Source organism: Binatus sp. (SeqCode) (genome assembly GCF_050013435.1).
In the GTDB taxonomy this organism is placed as follows: domain Bacteria; phylum Desulfobacterota; class Binatia; order Binatales; family Binataceae; genus Binatus.
This window is the reverse complement of sequence record NZ_JBEKFG010000068.1, coordinates 1-20,161: the sequence shown is the minus strand read 5'-3', so window position 1 is coordinate 20,161 and position 20,161 is coordinate 1. Positions and strand designations below refer to the sequence as shown.

Annotated in this window: 17 protein-coding genes and 1 tRNA gene; 4 read left to right on the top strand and 14 right to left on the bottom strand. The window is 62.7% G+C overall.

The features are described 5' to 3' along the window. The 4 genes from ABSB13_RS13190 to ABSB13_RS13175 all read right to left on the bottom strand — a co-directional run. Nucleotides 1-480 (bottom strand): ABC transporter substrate-binding protein (locus ABSB13_RS13190; protein ID WP_428109238.1); only part of this gene is annotated, 480 nt, incomplete at its 3' end. Nucleotides 481-490: 10 nt separating this feature from the next. Further along, the gene (locus ABSB13_RS13185) at nt 491-1,345 is read right to left on the bottom strand and encodes a MaoC/PaaZ C-terminal domain-containing protein (protein ID WP_428109235.1); all 855 of its coding nucleotides are present in this window, start codon (nt 1,343-1,345) and stop codon (nt 491-493) included. A 56-nt stretch (nt 1,346-1,401) separates the two neighbouring features. Continuing rightward, entirely contained in the window at nt 1,402-2,493 is a 1,092-nt protein-coding gene (nagA, locus tag ABSB13_RS13180) for an N-acetylglucosamine-6-phosphate deacetylase (RefSeq protein WP_428109232.1), read from the bottom strand. A 56-nt stretch (nt 2,494-2,549) separates the two neighbouring features. Then, the gene (locus ABSB13_RS13175) at nt 2,550-2,807 is read right to left on the bottom strand and encodes a hypothetical protein (RefSeq protein ID WP_428109230.1); all 258 of its coding nucleotides are present in this window, start codon (nt 2,805-2,807) and stop codon (nt 2,550-2,552) included. A gap of 282 nt (nt 2,808-3,089) precedes the next feature. On the opposite strand from ABSB13_RS13175, the gene ABSB13_RS13170 reads away from it, so the two are divergent. Then, entirely contained in the window at nt 3,090-3,995 is a 906-nt protein-coding gene (locus ABSB13_RS13170) for a hypothetical protein (RefSeq protein WP_428109228.1), read from the top strand. Nucleotides 3,996-4,261: 266 nt separating this feature from the next. Here the strand turns inward: ABSB13_RS13170 and ABSB13_RS13165 are convergent, their stop codons facing one another. Beyond that, nucleotides 4,262-9,055, bottom strand: coding sequence for an NAD-glutamate dehydrogenase domain-containing protein (locus tag ABSB13_RS13165; RefSeq protein WP_428109225.1), 4,794 nt, complete (start codon nt 9,053-9,055; stop codon nt 4,262-4,264). Nucleotides 9,056-9,183: 128 nt separating this feature from the next. Here ABSB13_RS13165 and ABSB13_RS13160 point away from each other — a divergent pair, with 128 nt between their 5' ends. Both ABSB13_RS13160 and ABSB13_RS13155 read left to right on the top strand, forming a co-directional pair. After that, the gene (locus ABSB13_RS13160; RefSeq protein ID WP_428109223.1) at nt 9,184-10,410 is read left to right on the top strand and encodes a class I SAM-dependent RNA methyltransferase; all 1,227 of its coding nucleotides are present in this window, start codon (nt 9,184-9,186) and stop codon (nt 10,408-10,410) included. Between the two features lie 71 nt (nt 10,411-10,481). Further along, nucleotides 10,482-10,733, top strand: a complete 252-nt coding sequence (locus ABSB13_RS13155) for a hypothetical protein (protein ID WP_304819693.1) — start codon at nt 10,482-10,484, stop codon at nt 10,731-10,733. A 3-nt stretch (nt 10,734-10,736) separates the two neighbouring features. Here the strand turns inward: ABSB13_RS13155 and ABSB13_RS13150 are convergent, their stop codons facing one another. Further along, nucleotides 10,737-11,168, bottom strand: a complete 432-nt coding sequence (locus ABSB13_RS13150; RefSeq protein ID WP_428109220.1) for a Rieske (2Fe-2S) protein — start codon at nt 11,166-11,168, stop codon at nt 10,737-10,739. Between the two features lie 148 nt (nt 11,169-11,316). On the opposite strand from ABSB13_RS13150, the gene amrB reads away from it, so the two are divergent. Continuing rightward, the gene (amrB, locus tag ABSB13_RS13145; protein WP_428109217.1) at nt 11,317-12,543 is read left to right on the top strand and encodes an AmmeMemoRadiSam system protein B; all 1,227 of its coding nucleotides are present in this window, start codon (nt 11,317-11,319) and stop codon (nt 12,541-12,543) included. Here the strand turns inward: amrB and ABSB13_RS13140 are convergent. The 8 genes from ABSB13_RS13140 to ABSB13_RS13105 all read right to left on the bottom strand — a co-directional run bounded on the left by ABSB13_RS13140 (nt 12,540) and on the right by ABSB13_RS13105 (nt 19,910). Then, nucleotides 12,540-13,232, bottom strand: a complete 693-nt coding sequence (locus tag ABSB13_RS13140) for a molybdopterin-dependent oxidoreductase (protein WP_428109215.1) — start codon at nt 13,230-13,232, stop codon at nt 12,540-12,542. The two genes, amrB and ABSB13_RS13140, sit on opposite strands and share 4 nt — an antisense overlap. Further along, on the bottom strand, nt 13,225-13,896 hold the full coding sequence (locus ABSB13_RS13135) for a cytochrome b/b6 domain-containing protein (RefSeq protein WP_428109214.1): 672 nt from the start codon (nt 13,894-13,896) through the stop codon (nt 13,225-13,227). Before ABSB13_RS13135 ends, ABSB13_RS13140 begins: the two co-directional genes overlap by 8 nt. 75 nt (nt 13,897-13,971) lie before the next feature. Then, nucleotides 13,972-14,049: transfer RNA gene (locus tag ABSB13_RS13130), tRNA-Val, on the bottom strand. Nucleotides 14,050-14,133: 84 nt separating this feature from the next. Then, nucleotides 14,134-14,559: a DUF6306 domain-containing protein gene (locus ABSB13_RS13125; protein ID WP_428109211.1), complete on the bottom strand. Its 426-nt coding sequence runs from the start codon at nt 14,557-14,559 to the stop codon at nt 14,134-14,136. Between the two features lie 70 nt (nt 14,560-14,629). Beyond that, complete coding sequence (locus ABSB13_RS13120; RefSeq protein ID WP_428109208.1) at nt 14,630-14,989, bottom strand: TSUP family transporter; 360 nt, start codon at nt 14,987-14,989, stop codon at nt 14,630-14,632. 81 nt (nt 14,990-15,070) lie between these two features. Then, entirely contained in the window at nt 15,071-18,205 is a 3,135-nt protein-coding gene (locus tag ABSB13_RS13115; protein ID WP_428109206.1) for an efflux RND transporter permease subunit, read from the bottom strand. After that, nucleotides 18,202-19,308, bottom strand: coding sequence for an efflux RND transporter periplasmic adaptor subunit (locus ABSB13_RS13110; RefSeq protein ID WP_428109204.1), 1,107 nt, complete (start codon nt 19,306-19,308; stop codon nt 18,202-18,204). The genes ABSB13_RS13115 and ABSB13_RS13110 overlap by 4 nt, the downstream gene beginning before the upstream one ends. Beyond that, nucleotides 19,299-19,910, bottom strand: a complete 612-nt coding sequence (locus tag ABSB13_RS13105; protein ID WP_428109201.1) for a TetR/AcrR family transcriptional regulator — start codon at nt 19,908-19,910, stop codon at nt 19,299-19,301. Before ABSB13_RS13105 ends, ABSB13_RS13110 begins: the two co-directional genes overlap by 10 nt. Between the last annotated feature and the right edge of the window lie 251 nt (nt 19,911-20,161).

Here is a 20,161-nt window from a genome sequence, read left to right as displayed (position 1 = left end):
AACCGCGCGAGCGAAGGGCGACTTCGACGCGACGATCGCGACGCGCTTGCGCCAGAGCTTGAGCTGGGTCAGCAAGCGGACGAAGCCGCGCAAATAGTCACTTGCGGGACTGAGTACTCCGACGATCATCTTGTAGCCGCGGTCGTAGAGTTCGTCGCCGGCGCCGCCGTGATTTACGAAGACGCGGCCGGATTGTTCGACGATGCCCGAGGCGGCGCGGGTGAGGCGATTGGAGTACGGACCGAAGATTATGTCGGCGCGGCGATCCGCGCAGAGCGATCGATAAATGTCGGCGCATCGCACGGGATCGCTCGCGTCGTCGTGGCATTCGAGCGCAAACTCACATCGCTCGCCGGCGACGCGCAGTGCACTACTGGCGTTGGCGTCGGCGATGAACAAACGAATCGCGATTTCGGCCTGCCGGCCCATCGGAGAGTATTCGCCGGTGAGAGAGAGCGAGAGGCCGATGGTGATTTTCACGGGAGGGAAGTCAGGGTGCGACTTCGGCGATGCCGCCCTTGATGACGGCCTGCCCGTCGGGATTGAAAGTCTCGTAAGCGAAAACTTTCCGGCCGTCGCGCTCGCCGTCGGCCCAGAATTTGGTGGTGATGGTCTGGCCGGGAAGCACGGGCCGGGAGAAGCGCACGCGCAAGCGCTTGAGACGAGTCGGGTCGCCGGCGCAGAGATTGTCGATCGCGACCTTCGACGTAAACGCCATGGTGCAAAGGCCATGAACGATGATGCCCGGCAGGCCCGCCATCTTCGCGATGGTTTCATCGACATGGATCGGGTTGCGATCGCCGGAGGCCTCGGCGTAGCGGTAGGTCTGATCCTTGTCGATAGTTTGCGCGACTGAAAAGATCGGCTCACCGCGATCCGGCTCGATGGCGCGCGGTTCCGAGGCTGCGGCCTCGCGGTTTCGAGCGCCTCGAATAAAAGCGATGAAGAGTGCCTTCTGGACCGGTTGCCCTTTCTGGTTGGCGGCGTTCAGCTCGACGGTCATGGTCTCGCCGGTGGCCTTGGTTTCGATCGAAATAATTTTTGCGGCTGCGGTTATCAGGTCGCCAGGGTGAATTGGATTTAGAAATTCCATGTCCTGCTCGCCGTGAACGAGGCGGATCAGGTCGGCTTGCAGGTCGGAATCCATTACGATCTTCATGATCGCATCCCAAATGACGGTAACGCCGAACATCGGCGGCGCGACGACGCCGCCAGGGCGGCTTTGGTCGAAGAAGGCGGGGTTGAGGTCGTTGTGCGCGCGCGCATAGCTCTGGATCGCGTCGAGGGTGACGTTGGTGGTAGCGGGCGGGTATTGGCGGCCCACGCAGGCTTTGTTCAGCGGCATCGATTGGCTCCGATTGATGGTGGTTTCGAAATTTTTCGCTTTTCGTTGATCTGCGGCTAATTTATCTCGCGGCCGGCGATGAATACGGACTTCAACTCTAGCGCCCGGCTGAGCACGATTAAATCGGCGCGCGCGCCGGCTTGAATGCGTCCGCGATCGCCCGCGCCGACGAGATTGGCGGGATTGGTCGCAGCCATCACCGCCGCATCGCCGATGCTGACGCCGGCCTTTTCGACCATTATGCGGACTCCATCGAGCATCGAGATGATGCTGCCCGCGAGCGTGCCGTCATCGAGGCGCGCGGCGCCGTCGCGAATCGTTGCGCGCGCACGCCCGACATTTTTTTCGGAAGCAGAGGCGTTAGCCAGAGCGACTTTGTCGGTGACAAGGATCATCCCGTCTTTGCCGCGGGCGCGGCTGGCGAGACGCAGCATCGCGGGATGCACGTGGACACTGTCGGGGATGATCGCGGCGAGTGCGGTTGACGGCGTGAGCGCGGCGGCGACAACGCCGGGATCGCGATGGTTCAACGGGCGCATCGCGTTGAACAGATGCGTGAACATCCGGGCACCGGCGGCGATGGCGGCGTTGGCCTGCTCGAGAGTCGCGTTGGTATGACCGATGGAGACGACCACGGCGCGCGCGGTAAGCCGCCGAATCGCGTCGAATCCGTCGGGCAACTCAGGCGCCAGCGTGATCAATCGAAGCGCGCGCATCGCGAGCACTCGTTCGAAGGCCTCGGCGCGCGGTTCGAGGTTGAGCGCGGGATGCGCGCCGAGCCGGAGCGGCGAAATGAATGGACCTTCGAGATGCATGCCGAGAAGGGCGGCCGCATCGGCGGCGTTATCGAGGCGCGAATTTTCAATCGCACCGGCGATCGACTCGTGAACCTGTGCGATCTTTTCAATCGGCGCAGTGACCGCAGTCGGCATCCAGGCCGTGGCGCCTTCGCGCGCGAGGTGGCGGCTCAGAGTGGCGAGTGCGTCCGCCGACGCGTTCATCACGTCGATACCGTGCGAGCCGTTGACCTGAAGATCGACGAAGCCGGGCAGGATGTAATCCTGGTCACCGCCGTCAGATGCGGATTCGAGTGCGGTGATCCGATCAGTGAACGTGATGCGCCCGCGGACGAGCGAGCCGTCGGGCATTGCGATGCAGCCGGACAGTTTACCGGCGGGCCGATTCATAGATGTAGTTTTGGGGGTCAATTCGCGCCGAACCGCTCTGCGAGCAGACGCGAGAAGCGCGGCAAATAGATGAGGTCGAAGGTTTCTTCCTTGCCGGGAAACATCGCAACCGCGGCGCCCTTGAGCGCAAGGACGTGTTCCCATCCCTGTTCGAGCGTCATGTCATGGTCCTGAGCGATGGTCGCGAAGGTCAGCTCGACGAGGAAGCGCAGCCGGCGAATCATTTTGTTCTCATGCTCGATTTTCGCTGCGCGGTCGTAGTCGTGGTCGGCCATGAGTGCGTTCTCCGTGCGGGAGTGTCTTTGTGAACCATCAGTATATCATCGAAGAGGGACGCGATCATGAGGCGACGGGTGCGGGCTTGTCTCCATTGTCGGAGGATGCCAGATTCTAGCGGGCTGTTAAAAAAGTAATTTTCAACGCCCGCTCCCTCTCTCTTGTCTCCCCCAAAGGGGGAGATGTTGTAGGTGCGAAGAGAGCTGTTACGCAGGATGTTGAAGCACTTGAAGTCGGAAGCGACAATTGACCGGAATTTTTCGACATCCTGCTAAGGCGCCGTGAATTCAGTCCGCCTCAAAAGCAGCTTCATATATCTAGCCAACGCGGTGAAGGATCTGCGCGGGAATTGGTCGGTGCTGGCGGTAGTGCTGGCGCCGTTGATCCTGGCGGCCGCGTTGTGCCTGCTGCCGGACGCGTTGAATCTGCAATTCCGCCTCGCCAAGACGTTTGAGCCGGGCGCGCAAAATATCAACTACGTGCAGGCGCAGGGCGTCGATGCGCCGGACACGGCCGCGCCGCTGCAAGAGCCGCAGCCGTTCTCGCCGTGGGTCACCAAAGCGCTGCATCTGATCGTCGGCCTGCTCACGCTGCTGGTGACGCTGGTCACGCTGTGTTCGCTCAAGAGGATCCACGCGGGACTCCGCAAACCCGGGATTATTGGCGAAGCGATCGAGGTTTACCGGGAATCGATTCCGCTTGCGCCGGGGTTCATATGGGTGACGATTTTGCAACTGGCGGCGCCGGCGGCGGGATTATTTTTGTTCCAGGAGGCGTCGAGCTACATACCCGGTTCGATTGGTGTGTGGTCATATGTCGCGCTGGTGTTGATGATCATGGTCGGCGCGCTGGTGTACACGTGGTTGTACTTTGCGCAGTTCGCGCTGATCTTCGACGCAAAGCATAGCTGGCATGCGCTGCTGTTCAGCCGCGACCTGATTCGCAAGCGCTTTTTCAAAGTCGCGACGCGGATCGTGGTGTTCCTCGCGGTCTGGTCGGGATACAACTGGTGGGCCGCGGGAGCGTTTGTGGTGGTGAGCCTGCTGTTCGGGCCGGTCGGAGTGGTAACGGGTTTTCTCGGGACAACGATTTTTCTGGTCGGTCTTGGCGAGATCAGCGTGAACTTTGCGACCACCGCGTTCCTGGTCGCGGCGGGGCTGCGCCTCTATCAGGATTTGCAGGGCTGAGCAGGGGGAAGAGCAGAGAGGGTGGGAGAGGGGAACTTACTTGAATGCGGAACCCACCGTGGGTTCCGCACCTCCTTGGGCAGGGGTGACCCCTGCACCCAGTGTTAAGAAGACGCGAAAATCTGCGCAGCGCATCTTTTCGCGACTACACGATGGGCAGACCCATTGGCACGGGAGGCCAATATTAAGAGACCGCGCGCGACAACGGAGCGCGGCCTTAATACCGGGTGCAGGGCTCAGCCCTGCCCGTTGTCGCGCGCGGTCTCTTAATATTGGCCAGCCGTGCCAACGGCCAGGCGGGAGAGGGCGCGAATCGTGACTTGAATCGCGGGCAGGCTCGGGGACGCAAGGGCCTTGAGTTCGTCGAAGAGCCGCGCGAGTTGCGCGAATCGATTGGCGCGAACCCGCTTCAACTGCTCGATCGATTCATCGACACCGATATCGGGATCGTCGGCGATAGCGTCGAGCACCGCGCAGCACAGCGCGATCCGCGCGGCGCGAAGTTCAGTGGCGAGTTCGTTTGCGGCGCGCCGCTCCCAGCGGTCGTCAGCGCCAATCGATTGAAGGGCATCTTCGAGGATTGTGAAGTTGAGTTGCGCGCTCAGGCGGAAGTACGCTCGAGCCGCATCGGCGGGTTCGATTTCGCGGGCGAAACTCAGGCTCAGCACGCTCAGAATGTGATCGGCGAAGGCCAGGCGCGCCAGCCCGTGCGCCAGTTCTCCGTCCAGGACGTCGATCCGAAGCTCGCGATAGAGGCGCTCGAAACGGTCGCGCTCGCCGGCCGCGAGCATCGACTCGAACTCGCCCGACAGCATTTCGAATGCGGGCTTGAAGCGGGTCACCGCGGCGCCGATCGAAGTGGCAGGTTCCAGTTCGCTGAGCGCCCATCCCGCAGCGATCCGGCAGGCGCGTTCAAGTGCGAGAAATGCGCCCAGCTCCGATTGGGCCGCGGTCGCTGCGGCGTTGCGCTTGAGCATAGCGGCGCGTTCGTGAATCGAAAGCACGTCGGCCGCGATGACCCATGCACGGACCACATCCTCCGCCGCGACGCCACGATCGCGCACATGGCCGAAGACGAAAGTCGAGCCGACCAGATCGACGAGTTCATTGACGGCGCGAGTCGCAATCAGCTCGTGGCGGAGGCGATGAGCGCCGACGTCGGAGGATGAGAGCGCGGCGAGCGAGGGCGGGAAGTATGGCTGCAGGAAACGTCCGACGAGGTACGAATCGTCAACCAGCACGGTGGTTTGAAGCGGCCGGATAAGATCGATCTTGGTGTAGGCCGCGGCCAGCGCAAGTTCGGGGCGGGTGAGCCCGGGGTAGCGTGAGTGCCGCTCGTGGATCGCGTCGCGGGTGGGCAGCACGGGCTCCATCCCGGTCAGGATGCCGCGATCCTCGATGGCCTGGAGATGGTCGCGAAACTCGGTCAAGTGGGTGCGGCTGCGAAGCTGCTCGAGGCTGAGCGACAGCACCTGATCGCGATTGTCAGCGATGACACGGTCGGCGACTTCGCCGGCGCATGCGGCAAGCGCGCGGTTGCGCGCGTCGCGCGTGAGCTCGCCGCGAGCGACGGCAGGCTCGAGCAGAATTTTCAGATTGACTTCGTGATCGGACATATCCACGCCTGCCGAGTTGTCGATCGCGTCGGTGTTGATACGCCCGCCGGCGAGCGCGTACTCGATACGCGCTTTTTGGGTGAAGCCGAGGTTGCCGCCTTCGACGACTATTTTGGCGCGAAGCTCAGGCGCGGCGATTCGGCATGCGTCGTTGGCGTGGTCGGCGACTTCGGCGTCGGTCTCGGTCGTGGCGCGAACGTAAGTCCCGATACCGCCGTTGTAAAACAGATCGACGGGCGCGCGCAGAATGCGCTGGATCAACGACTCTCCGTCGAGCGCATCGGAGTCGCATCCGAGCGCGGCGCGCACTTGCGTACTGAGATCGATTCGTTTCTGGCCGCGGCGGAAGACGCCGCCGCCGGCACTGATGAGCGCGGGATTGTAGTCCGCCCAAGTCGAGCGCCGCAAATCGTAGAGCCGCTTGCGTTCGTCGAAGCTGGCGGCGGGGTCGGGGTCGGGATCGATGAAGATGTGCCGATGGTCGAAGGCGGCGATCAGCTTCAAGTTGCGCGAGCGCATAAGGCCGTTGCCGAACACGTCGCCCGACATGTCGCCGATGCCGACCATCGTGATCGGCGCGCCGCGGTCGGGATCGCGACCCATCTCGCGCAGATGCCGGCGCGCAGATTCCCACGCGCCGCGCGCCGTGATCGCCATCTGCTTGTGGTCGTAGCCGTGCTCGCCGCCCGAGGCGAAGGCGTCGCCAAGCCAGAAGCCGCGCTCCAGAGCGATCTGATTGGCGAGGTCGGAGAAACTCGCAGTGCCTTTATCGGCGGCCACGACGAGATACGGACCGTCGTTGTCCAGCACCCTGACGCGAGCGGGATGCACCGGGCCGTCGGCGGTGAGATTGTCCGTGAGATCGAGCATCGCGTTGATCAGCGTCTGGTACGCCTCGACGCCGTCGCGGGGATCGGGCTGCTGGCGGGGTCGCGGCTTGACGATGAAGCCACCCTTGGCGCCGAACGGGACGATGATCGCGTTCTTGACGGTCTGGGTCTTCATCAGATCGAGGATCTCGGTGCGGTAATCGTCGTGCCGGTCGCTGAAGCGAATTCCGCCGCGCGCGATACGTCCGTGGCGCAAATGGCATCCTTCCATGCGCGGACTGTTGACGTGAATTTCGTAGAGCGGCGCGGTGTCGGGCAGGCCGGTGATGCGCGCGCTTTCGAACTTGAGCGCGATGTAGGGGTCGGGCGACGGCACCGCGCAGAAAAAATTGGTGCGCACGGTCGCCTCGACCAATGACAGCATCGCGCGCGCGGTGCGGTCGTCAACAATATTTTCGATCGCACCGAGACGCGCGAGATAGGCTTGCCGCAGATCCGCGATTTTTTCCGGCGCGGCCGGACTGTCGAACGAGAGGCGCGCGGTGAACAGTTCCAATAGCAACCTGGCAAGGTCGGGATATAGCAACAGAACGCGCTGCAAGCCGAGACGAGCGGGCGACAGGCGCATCTGAAACGCGGCGACGAGGTACGCGCGCAGCAGCGCGACCTCGCGCCAGGCGAGGCCCGCGGTGAGAGTGAGCGCGTTAAGAGAATCGTCTTCGGCAACGCCGGTCCGCACGGCGGCGATCGCGTCGGCAACCAGTGCGGCGCCGGGAAATTTGTCGAACGGCTGCGAGCCGGGTCCTTGCACGGAAAAAACCTGCAGGTACGCGCGCGTCACTTTGCCGTCGGTGCGGGGACCAAGCTCGTGAGCGTCCTCGGCCAACACCTCGATGGCGAAGTTCTGCAAAGTAGGCATCAGATCGGACAGCATCGGCGCGTCGCCAAGGCCCATAATCCGTATGTCGCCGGCGCCGCCGGCATGGCCGTCGGCAGCGCTACGTCCGGCCTCGACCATGAAGTCGCGGCCGCCGGCGATTAGCGCTTCGACGTCCTCGAGGTCGACGACCGCGCGCGTTACGTCGATCGCCGCCTGATAGTCAGCGCTGAACGCACCGGCCCATCGCTCAGCGAGCGAGCGTCCCCGCCTGGGTCCGAATTTTTTGATCAACCGCTCCTGCAAGCGATCGTCCCATCGTCTGGCGAGCTCGGCGATCGTGGTCTCGAGGCCGCGGATGACCGGAGTCTTCGGGGGTTCGGCAAGGAAGCAGAAATGGAGGCGCGCCGTGTAACCCTCGCCGAGCGCCAGGTAGAAATAGATCAAAGTGCCGTGGAGCGCGGCTGCAAGAGTATCCTGGATGCGCCGGCTAAGCTCGGCGGAGCCGACGTCGCGCGGTATCACCACCAGCGCGATCACGTTGCCGTGACGCACGTCGGGCGCAACGAAGAGCCGCACCGAGCCCGCGCTCTTAACGTCGAGGATGAGGCGCAACTGCGCGCGCAGTTCGGCGACGGGCGCGCGAAAGAGTTCGTCCTTGGGAAAGCTGTTGAAGGCGGAAACGATTTCCTTGTAATCGTGCGAGCCGGGGGTGGCGCCCTCGCACTCCAGCACTTCGCGCAGCTTCGCGCGCAGGACCGGAATGTGTTGCGCCTCTTCCGCGTAAGCCTTGGAGGTGAACAGCCCGACGAAATTGTCGAACGCGACGACGCGGCCCGATGCGTCGGTGCGGCGAATCGAGACGCTGTCCATCGGGCGGCGGCGATGTACGTGGGACTCGGCGCGAGTCTTGCCGATCACCAGCGGTGGTCCTTCGAAGAAGAGCTTGCGGCGCGCGGTTGAGAGTTCACCGAGCAATACCGAGCTGCGAAATCGCGACTCGTCCTGCTCGCGCATGACGCCGAGTTCGGTGCCGGGATCGAGCACGAATCTGGCGGCGGCCTCGTCGCCGCTCACGAGATAGCGGCGATAGCCGAGAAACACGAAGCTGCCGTGGACGAGCCAGCGCATGAGGTCGCGGACCTCGATCAGTTCGCGGTTCGACGCGGTTTCCTCGCAGATCTGCAGGGCGCGGCCGGTCATCTGCTCGAAGTCGCTGGTCGCCGCGCGAACCTCGGTGAGGATTGAGATGACATCGCGCTCGATTTGACGCGCCTGTTCGGGTGAGGGCGTCAGCTCCAGTTCCGCGTGAACGAATGACTCGCCGCGCTCGGTGGAGAGGGATTGTTCGAACGACGCAATCCGCCCCTGTTTGTCGCGAGTGACTTTGAAGACCGGGTGGAGCATCGTGCGAACGGTGGCGCCGAGATTATGGAAATATTCGAGCAGGCTATCGACGATAAACGGGCAATCGATCGTCACGGTCTCGACGATGGCGAGTGTGTCGTTGTCGTCGCCCGGGACAGATTCGACGCGCGCGATCATGGGATCGGTGCGGACGGAAAAGAATTCGAACGCCGACTGCACGAGAGTAAGCCGCCGGTTGGCCGGGACCAGCTCTTGATTGTCGGCTGACGCGCGCGCGAAGAAACGCTCGGCGAAGGCGGATACGAGGCGGGCGGAATCAGCAGGTAGATTCCTGTCGATTAGTTCGCGGAGTTCGGTCTCGATCGCCAAGGGGTCACCTGATGAATGCGCAGATAAAATGGCGCGACCACGCGCGCGCATCAATTATAGGTTGCATCGCGCGAATTGCGTAGTGCAGATAAACTTGGGTGCGCATGCCGGAAATAGAAATCAGTGCGATGACATTCGGGCCCTTCGGCGTCGGCCGTCGAGACGGCAAAGCTGTGATGGTCGCGGGCGCAGTGGCGGGAGACAGGCTGGACATCGAGATAGTTTCCGAGCGCCGCGATTACGCGGTCGCGAAAATTCGCGAAATCCTCCACGCGAGCGCCGAGCGCCGGGTGGCTCCGTGTCCGTATCTCCCGCGATGCGGTGGATGCGACTGGCAGCATATCGACTACGGTGCCCAAGTCCGGTTCAAGGGCGAAGTCGTCGCGCGCGAGCTGGGCCATGCGCTTGGCGTTGCGATCGATCCCGCGGGACTCATCGAACCGGCGCCGGCAGAGTTCGGTTATCGGTCGAGAATCCGGCTCAGGGTGGGCGCCAAAGGCGTGCTTGGCTTTTACTCCGCCGGCAGCAACACGATCGTCGAGATCGATTCATGCATGGTCGCCGAGCCGGGCATCCGCATGCCGCTGCATCTGGCGCGCTCGCTGGGCAAGCGAGTCGCAGAGATCGAGGTGGTGCGCGACGGCGCACGCGAAGTCCAGGTCGCACATCTGAAGAAGCCGGCGGCCGAAGAGGACCTCAGGCGGGCAGGCAACGTGCTCGAATCGGACCGCGAGATTGCGGGAATCGTGCTGCGATCGGGGACGCATCGCGCGACGGTAGGCGACAGCGCGATCGCAATCGAGCTCGAGGCGGGATTATCGATCGAGGTGGACGCCGATTTCTTCAGTCAGGTGAATCGCGCACAGAACCAGAAGCTGGTCGCGAGCGTGATGGAAATGGCGGCAATTCACGGATCGCCGGCGGTGCTCGATCTGTTTTGCGGCGCGGGGAACTTCAGCCTGCCCGCATCGCGGCGCGGCGCGCGAGTGACCGGCGTAGATGCCGATGCGGGAGCAATCGCGGCGGCGGTGCGCAACGCGGCGCGGTTGAAATTTCGCGACGCACAGTTCGTCGCGATGAAGGCGTCGGCGACCGCAGATTTTCTGCATCGCGCGCACTATCGTCCCGAGGTCGTAATTCTCGATCCGCCGCGCACCGGCGCGCCCGATCTGATGGAACCGATCATCAAGCTGCATGCCCCGGGCGTCATCTACGTATCGTGCGACGTGACCACGCTGGCGCGTGATTTGCGCCTGCTTGTGGCGGCGGGATACAAAATTAATCGCGTGCGCGGCTTCGATTTTTTTCCCAACACGCATCATGTGGAGATCGCAGTGCACGCGCTATTGACTTAGATCGCGGGGCATTCTTAATGTAATTGAGTGGTCGATTCCCGCATCCTCCCGCCGGAGGGTTGATCAAAGAGATGCCCAAGCAGGAAAAGGAAAAGCTCCCGAGGCCGAAGATTACGATTATCCCGGGCCGCGGGGTGGCGCAGACGATCAATTATTTGCTTGAGGACCGGGACGACCTCGAATGGATCATCGCGGTCGGCCGCACGAAGAATGGCGAGCTGTTCTTCTACGACACCGGCGGCGACATCGTCGAGGACCTCGGCACGCTCGAGTACCTCAAGGCGCGAATCGTGCGCGCCCATTTCGGCGACGAATACGAATAGACCCTAGTCTTCGAATTCATCTTGCGGCGGACGAGCATAGATGACTCCGTCTTCGATCTCCGTCGGCACCCGGTAAAGAAATTTGCCGCACGCGGTCGGCGGTCCCGCGATACATTCGCCGTTGGCCGGCTCGTAATAGGCGTTGTGCGTCTGGCACATCAAGTAGCGGCCGTCTTCCGCGAAAAACTGATTATCCACCCAATCCATCGCCATCGGCACGTGCCGGCATCGATTGACGTAGGCGTGGAACTCGCCGCCGAAGTTGATCAGAAAACATTCCTCGTCGGCGCCGCGAATCGGCAGCATGAACTTCAGCGACTCGCCGGGCGCGAGCGAATCGGTTCGCGCGACTCTGTAGCGGGCGCGCGTGGGCGCATCCTTGCGTCGCGGACGGGATCGGGTCAGGGCGGCGCTGCGTCGATGGTGGTCGGACATTGGGTGTTAGCCGGACGTTCTGTGTGAGCCGGACATGGCGATTCGAAGCGATTGCCGGATTTTGTCAAAGCCCATAGCATCTGTAAACGCGGTGCTCGCGCCGGTGACAAGCCGGGCCGCCGACGATCACCAAGATTTAGATTTCACGATGGAAAATCCAAAGATTCGGGCCGTCGAGGCTTTCCCCGTCGAGCAGCAGGGCCAGACGCTGATCTGTTTGCGCGATCCGAGCGGAATGGCGCCCGAACCGATCATGCTCGGGATGGGCGCTTACTTCATCGTGACCTTATTCGACGGGAAGATGTCGCTGAAGGATATCCAGTCCGCGTTTGCGAAGCGCTTCGGCGAGATGATTCCGCTCGAGAAGCTCGACGAGCTGATAGCGGCGCTGGATGGCGCGTACTTCCTCGACTCGCCCGCATTCCACGCGCGCGAGCGGCGCGTGCGCGAGGAATTTATGGCCGGTGCCGACCGTCCGGCAGCGCTGGCGGGGCTGTGCTACGAGAACGATCCGGCGAAGCTGCGCTTGGAGCTGGCGGCGTACTTCGATCCTCCCGACGGACCGGGCCGCGTTCCCGCGGTGAGAAAATCGGCGTCGCTCGCGGGCCTGATCGCGCCGCATATCGATCCGCGCCGAGGCGCGGCCGCCTATGCCCACGCTTACCATGAGCTGATGGCGCACGAGCCGCCCGAGTTGATCGTGATTTTGGGAACCTCGCACTACGGCGGCGGCCCCGAGCTGTTCAGCGCGACGCGCAAGAACTACGCGACGCCGTTTGGCGCGGTCGAGACCGACGGCGGTTTTATCGATCGGCTGGCGGCGCGTTACCAGGGCGATCTGTTCGCTGACGAGATGCTGCATCGCGGCGAGCATTCGATCGAATTCCAGGCGCTGTTTCTCGCCTACGCGTTCGGAGCGCGCGGCTACCAGGTCGTGCCGATCCTGGTCAGTTCATTCCATGAATTGGTAGCGAGCGGAGTCACGCCGGCGCGCGACTCCCGGGTTGGATCGTTCATCGCGGCGCTGAGATCCGAGCTCGACGCGGAGCAGCGCCGGGTGCTGATTCTTGCAGGCGTGGATTTCGCGCACGTGGGCAGGAAATTTGGCGACGAGTTCGGCGCCGATCGCGCGGTGGCCGAGCGCGTCCAGCGCGAGGATCTCGGCCTCATCGAAAATATCAAACGCGGCGACCCCGAGGGCTTCTTCGCCGACATCGTGAAGGATCGCGATGCACGGCGAATTTGCGGTCTGGCGCCGATGTACACCCAACTCGAGCTGCTGCGCGGCCGCAGCGCGCGATTGCTGAAATATGGAATCGCGATGGAACCGCAGAGCGAGTCGGCGGTGTCGTTCGCGAGCCTCGCGATCGACTAGACGCCTGCGTACCAATCGTACCCTTGATCTTCCCAATACCCGCCGCTGCGACGGGGGAGAAAATTAACTTCGGTCAGGTACTTCACGTTCTTGTAGCCGAGCTTGACGGGCGAGTAGAGCCGCAGCGGGGCGCCGTGATCGGGATATAGCGCGTGCCCATTCATGCCGTATGCAAGAATGGTCTGCGGATGAAGCGAGCTTTCGATATCCCACGATGAAAAGTAGCCGGCGTCGAATGAACGGAACTCGACGTACCGTGCGTCGCGGCTGGCGCCGACCATCCGCGCGATCTCGCGCAGTTGCACGCCCTGCCACGCGGCCACCGCCGACCAACCCTCGACGCAATGATGGCGAATTCGCATGCTCGTTTGCGGCATCCGCTTGAGCTGTTCGAGCGAGAAGACGGACGGCCGCGCGACCAGGCCGCCCACCATGAGCATCCAATTGTCCGGTGCGAACGGAATCGTGTCGGAAATAAAGTAGCTCGGGAAAGCGGGCTCGGGCGTGAGTTCGGAGGCAGGCGGCTCGGGCGCGAGCCGAGTCGGCGAGAACAACATGCGATCGACGCGCTCGTTCCACCGTTCCATCCCGGCAAGGAACATCGACGCGGCACGGCTGTCGCATCCGGCCAGCGCGGTGGTAGCGGCGACGCCCAGCAGAAGTTTTCGCCGCGTGATCAGGCTAGCCACGCTGTCCTCCCGTCAACATGGTGACGATCGTCCGCGGATGGAGCGCGACGAGCACCAGGTGCATCGCGGTGAACAGTGCGAGCAGAACCAGGCAGCTCAGATGCACTACGCGCGCGACGTCATATCCGCCGAATGCCGCGGTTATCCAGTACAACTGCACCGGTTTGTAAATAGCCAGTCCGGACAGAACCACGACGACTCCGAACAGAATCGCGGACGTGTAGGCGAGACGTTGAGCGCCGTTGTAGAAGTCCTCAGGCGGCGGAGTCTTACGAACTCGCAAGTAGTAACCGAGCATCGCAAGCGCATTCGCGGTATCGCGGCGCGGAATGAAAATGCGGCGCCGCCATTCACCGCTCGCGGCCAGGTAGATCAGGTAGATCGCTGCGTTGAGGATGAGGAACCATGCGATCGCGAAATGCAGATGACGCGCGCCCGCAAGCCATCCGCCGATTCGCAGCCACGACGGCGGCGCGTCGTTCTGGAAGGGATACCAGCCATATTGTGCGCCGCGCGGCCCGAGCGCCGGATACGCGGCCAGAATCTGCAGCCCGCTGCCGGCCATGATGACGAGCAGCGGAATGTTAATCCAATGCGCCAGTCGAATCGCGGCGGGCTGCGCGCGTCGTTCCTTCCGTCGGTTTTCAGCGGTGGATAATCCCATTACCGACCTATATTGATGCCACCCGGGATCGTCAGTCACAACCCGGTATTGTTCGGCGGCGGCGGGAATCAACGATGGTGGACGCACCTGGACTCGAACCAGGGACCTCTTGCATGTGAGGCAAGCGCTCTAACCGGGCTGAGCTATGCGTCCACCGGAGGGTGGGATTATCGCGCCGCGCGGGCAACCTCGCAAGAGTCTTCCCGGGTAGAGACTTAAGCTCGAGCGTGTGCGCACTTAGCCGGCTGACATGAGACGGATAACTTCCGCGCGGCCCCATTCCACTTCAGCGCGATGCCGATTCGCCATCGCAGTCAGGTAGTCGTGTATGGGACCGTCTTGGGGGGCGAGTGCGAGCGCGACTTCGGTTTTGCGCGCGGCCCATTCCTGACCGCGTGACATCAGGTCCAGGCGATCGCGAATCGACTCGAGCGCGGCGACTTTGCCGGCGAACGGCCCGACGGCGCCCGACGGGTTGCCGCCGTTGTCGCGAATCAGAGCTTCGAGCTCCTCGGCGTTGCGCTGTTCCATCGCACGCGAGCCGGACAGGAACTTCTTCAGTTCGTCCTGCTTGACGTCGGCGATAAGCGTGCCGAGCGCAATCACTCCGGCGCGCTCGGATTCGAGCAAAAGGTTGAGTGCTTTTTCGAGCGCCGGGTCCACATCGCGAACTTAGTAAGGGCAATCCGCCAGCGCAAGGAAATCGAGTCGCGTGCACAACCGCGCGAAAAATCTATTTGTACAGCATCCGCAGCGAGGTCAGCAGCAGGAATACGCCAAAGATGCGGCGAAGTGCGGCCCCGGGCATCCTTACGGCGTACACCGCGCCGATGTAAGCGCCGACCAGCAAGCCCAGGCCCAGCAGCAGCGCATACGTGACGTCGAGATGGCCGTGCTTGTAGTACTCGTACGCACCGAGGATTCCGACCGGAGGCAGCAGCGCGCCCAGCGAGGTGCCCACTGCGAGATGTTGATCGAAGCCGAGCACCAGCACGAGCACCGGGACGATCAGGACGCCTCCGCCGACGCCGACGAATCCGCCGAGTATGCCCGCGGCCAGCCCGAGTGCAAGAACGATTACGATTTGGCCCATTATTGGTTTGTCTCCAGCGCTCAATAATTTTCCGAGCGTATCAGAACGCGGGACGAAGATTGAAGATGGAGCCGCGCGCCGCTAGTTGACTGCGTGGCGTTCGGGCTCGTCGTCGCACACAGGTTCTACCAGCTTGAGCCGTGCGGCAGGCTTGCGGAAGTTGCGCAACCAATTCTCCATATCGTCGAACAGCGAGAAAGCGACCGGGGTAATCAGCAGCGTGATCAGCAGGCACAGCGTCTGACCGCCGATCACGACCAGCGCGATTGCGCGAATCGAGCTGTCGCCGGCGCCCTGCCCAATCGCGACCGGGATCATGCCCGCGACCAGCGCCGCCGTGGTCATCAGGATCGGCCGCAACCGATCGCGATTCGCGGTCAGGATCGCCTGGCGGCGCGGCAGTCCCGCGCGCAGCAGATTGAGGGTTTGATCGAGCTGAAGGATCGAATTCTTTTTCACGATGCCGAACAGCAGCAAAATGCCAAGCGTCGAGAACAGCATCAGATGCTCGCGAAAGACGAACAGTGAGATCAGCGCGAACGGGACGGCCAGCGGAAGCGACAACATGATCGTGATCGGATGAACGAAGCTCTCGAACTGCGCCGCCAGCACCATATACATGAAGATGATCGAGAGCAGGAAGGCGACCACGAAGCCGGCGATCATCTCCCCGTAAAACTTGCTATTGCCGCCGAACGCCGTGATATAGCCGGGCGGCAGATGAATCTGGCCTGCCTCGCGCGTGACGGCGTCCATCACCTTGTTCATCGCGAATCCGGGCGCGAGGTTGAAGACGATCGAGATGTTGCGCTGGCGGTCCTGCCGATCGATCTGCACCGGGCCGGTCCCGTGCGTAAGCGTCGCCACGTTGTCCAGCCGCACCTGCCCAACCTTGCTTGAAGGAATCGTCAATCCCGCGACCACGACCGGATTGTTGCGATCCTTGTCGGCCAACTGCAGGCGCACGTCGTAGGAATCCTGACCTTCGCGAAAGCGCGTGATCACGTCGCCCTGCACCATCGTGCGCATCGTCTGCGCGATATCGTCCACCGACACGCCTAGGTCGGCCGACTTCGAGCGATCGATGTTGACCTGAAGCTCCGGCAGCCCGCCTTCGTAGCTCGAGTCGAGATCGACGATGCCGGGGATTTTTCTGAGCCGCCTCATCAGGTTGTCGGCGTGCGCACGCAGCGTTTCGAGGTCGGGACCCCGCATGGCATATTCGACCGCCATTTCGTGATAGCCGCCCTGCTCCCACGGCTTGATCGGATCGACGCTCACGCGCAGCGCCGGAAACGCGTCCATCAAGTTGCGTGCGTCGGCCATTACGAGTTCCTGGCTGCGGCGGCGCTGGCCGAGCGGGAAGAGCTTCGCATCAACTTCAGCGACCGTCACGCGATCGTCGCCGTTGGTGTCGCCGACGGTGGTGAACAGGTCGCGAACTTCAGGAATGGTGCGCAGCCGATCCTCGATCTGCGCGACAATTTGATCGGTATGCACCAGCGAGTATCCCGGCGGCGTGCGGATGTTAACCGCGAATTCGCTCGAGTCGTCGTCGGGCATGAAAGTCGCGCCGACCAGCCTGCCCAGGAACGGGATCGAGACGACCAACGCGACCGACGCGACGACCAGCACCCACCGATGATCGAGCGACCAGCGCAGCGCCAGCGCGTAGTAGTCCTCGATCCACCGGAAAATTTTCCAGTCCTTCGAGCTGTTATGCTTCGCGCCGCCCGCGCCCTTGGCTTTCAGATAGCGCGAACACAGCATCGGGGTCAGCGTAAACGAGACCAGCAGCGACACCATGATCGCGAACGCCATCGTCAGGCCGAACGAATTCAGGAACCGGCCCATCACCCCGTGGATGAACGCGACGGGTACGAAGATGACCGCGAGCGACAGCGTAGTCGCACTGACGGCCAGCCCGACCTCGGCGGTGGCCGCTTTCGCGGCGGAGATCGGGTCCATGTTCTTTTCTTCGATGAAGCGGAAAATATTTTCGAGCACGACGATGGCGTCGTCGATTACTATTCCGACCGCGAGCGTCAGCGCGAGCAGAGTCATGCGGTTGAGCGTGAAACCCATCCACAAGATCAACGAGTAGGTCGAGATGATCGAAACGGGAATCGCGACCGCGGCGATGAGCGTCGAGCGAATCGAGCCGAGAAAAAAGAACACTACGATCGCCGCGCAGATGCCGCCGAGCACGAGATGCTCCTGCACGGTGTGGACCGCGTCGCGGATGAACGCCGACGCGTCGCGCGTGAAGATCACGTCGACGCCCGGCGGGAGCGTGCCCTTGATCGTGTCGTAGCGCTCCCTGATGTGATCGACGACCGCGATCGTGTTCTCGCCCGACTGCTTGCGCACCACCAGCGACACCGCATTCTTGTTGTCCCAGCGCGACAGCGAGCGCGGTTCCTTGACCCCATCCTCGACCGCCGCGACGTCGCCGACCGTGACCGGCCGGCCCTCGACCTCGCTGACTATCACCTTGGCGAAATCGGGAACCTCGGTGATACGCCCGAGCGTGCGCAGCATCTCCTCGGACATCCCCTGCTTCATGCGGCCGCCGGGGTACTCGACGTTTTGCCGTGACAGGGCGGCGCCGACCTGTTGAATCGTTACTCCCGTCGCGTGCAGCTTGTCGGCGTCGACGTCGACGTGAATCTCGCGCTCGCGTCCGCCGACGATATCGATCGCGCCCACGCCATCGACCGATTCGAGCGGTTCCTTGAGGCGCCGGCGCGCCAACTCGGTGAGTTCTTTCAGGCTCTGGTAGCCGGTAACCGTGATCGTCACGACCGGCACCGCATCGAGGTCGAACTTCTGCACCATCGGCGGCTTGGTCCCTTCGGGCAGCTGATCGAGCACCGTCGAAATCTTGTCACGCACGTCCTGCATGGCGGCGTCGAGGCTGCGCTCGAGCTTGAACTCGATAATGACGCGCGAGACGCCTTCGAGCGTGTTCGAGCGCAGCTCGTCGATTCCGCTGACGGTGTTGACCGCTTCCTCGATCGGCTTGGTGACCCGCGCCTCGGTTTCCTCGGGCGCGGCGCCGGGCAGGAACGTCGTGACCATCACGGTCGGCATATCGACCTTGGGAAACAGATCGACGCCCAGGCGCATGTAGGAGAACCATCCGAGCACGACCAGCACGCCGACGAACATCGTGGCGAAGACCGGCCGGCGTACGCACAGATCGGCGAGAATCACGACTGCTCTTTCACGATCACCGCGGTGCCGTCGGCCAGGCGGTCGACGTCGCTGACCGCGACGTGCTCGCCCTCCTTCAGCCCCGCGGTGATTTCGATCTGGTCGCCAACGACGCTGCCGGTGGTCACCTCGCGGGCACGAACGACTTCTCCATCGACGATGAATACGCGCGCGACGCCCGCGTAGCGCAGCACCGCCAGGCTGGGTACCAACAGCGCCCGATCGCGGCCGAGATCCATGGTGACGTGGGCGAAGAATCCCGGCTTCAGCGCGCCGTCGGGGTTGGCGACTTCGGCCTCGATCAGCAGCGTGCGGCTGCTTTCATCGAGCGCCGGCGCGATGCGCGTGATTTTTCCCGTGTACCACGCACCGGGCTTCGCGTCGATCGTAAGCTTCACCGGCATGCCGACTCGCGCCAGCGGCACGAACCGTTCCGGCATCGGGCAGCGCAGCTTGATCGGGTCGGTCGCTATCAGTTCGTAAAGTTCCTTGCCGGGCGACACGTACTCACCGAGCGAGACCATCCGTTTTTGCACGGAACCGCTGAACGGGGCCTTGATTTCGGTGTCGCCGAGCTTCTTGCGCGCCATCGCGAGCGCCTCTTGCGCCGATTCCGTGTCAGCCTGATCGACGCGCAGCTGCGACGTCATCAGATCGAACTGCTCGGGCGAGATGGTCCCTTCTTGTCTAAGCGCCTTTGCGCGATTGTAGCGCGCGGTCGAGTTGGTAAGCTTGGCCCGCTCCTGGTCCAGCGCCGCCTGCGCGGTCTCCACCCGCAGGTCGTATTCCCGCGGGTTGATTTTCATCATCACCTGGCCGGCTGAAACCTTGTCGCCGAAGTCCGCGGCTACCTGGGCGACCGCGCCTGCGACTTCCGACGACATCACGGCATGCTCGCGCGGGAAAAGCGCGCCCTGCATCTCGGCCGTGCGATCGAGACTCTGCTGATGCGCCGTGGCGACCGCGATCGAAATTGGCGCCGGCCCCGTCTTATCTTTTTCAACCTCGGCCGCGGCCGGTTGATGGCATCCGCAAAGCGCCAACGCGCCCAGTGCGGCCGCCAGTCCGGCGAAAGCGCAAACCCTGAAAGACTTCAGTCGCATGGAATTGTCGCAATCCCTTTTAGAAAAAGTTCCACGACTGCTTCGGCATCCGATTCGAGCGGACTCGACGCCAGCTTGAGCAGCCGCCGCCGCAGCGATCCGGTCAGCATCTCGCCGAGCATGAACGCCGCGAATTGCGGATCGATCCGCCGAATCGCGCCGTGGTCGATCGCGTCCTGCAGCACCGAGGCGACGAAATCGACATGGGCGGCATAGACCCGCATGAATTCGCGGCCGTGCTGCGATTCGAGCTCGATATCCAGCGAATTACCGATGATAAGTGTCTTCAAAAAATCCTGGTTCGAGGCCAGCATCCGGAAATGGGCGAGGATGAGTTTGCGGATTCGGTCCAGCGGCGGCATCGAGGGATCGTCGGAGGCAAGAACCTCGGCCGTCATTTCGCGCAGACCCTCGATTACGGCCGTGTTCACCAGCTCGTCTTTGGTGTCAAAGTAGAGGTAGATGGTGCCCTTGGCGACCTTCGCTTCCTCGGCGACGCGATCGACGGTGGTACCCTGCATACCGTATCGAGCCATCACGCGGCGTGCGGCTTCGAGGATCTCCCGCACCCGGTATTCCTTGATTACTTCTTCCTTAGTCATGAGGAAACTGGGCAGTCAGTCAAATGAACGTACAGTCAGTCTAGGCAAATTGTCCAAATTGAAGCAAGGGGGACGCAGAATCCTGAATCGCGCTAGCGCGCCGGATAAGGCCTCTCGCCTTCATCCTCTCCCTGACAGGAAGCCTTTGCATAACTCGTGCGTCTCTTATGAAACAGGTGTGAGGGATGCGGAGGAGGAGCGGCAGATGAGTCATCGGATGATGGGGCAAATTAGTTTGGCGGAGAGCATAA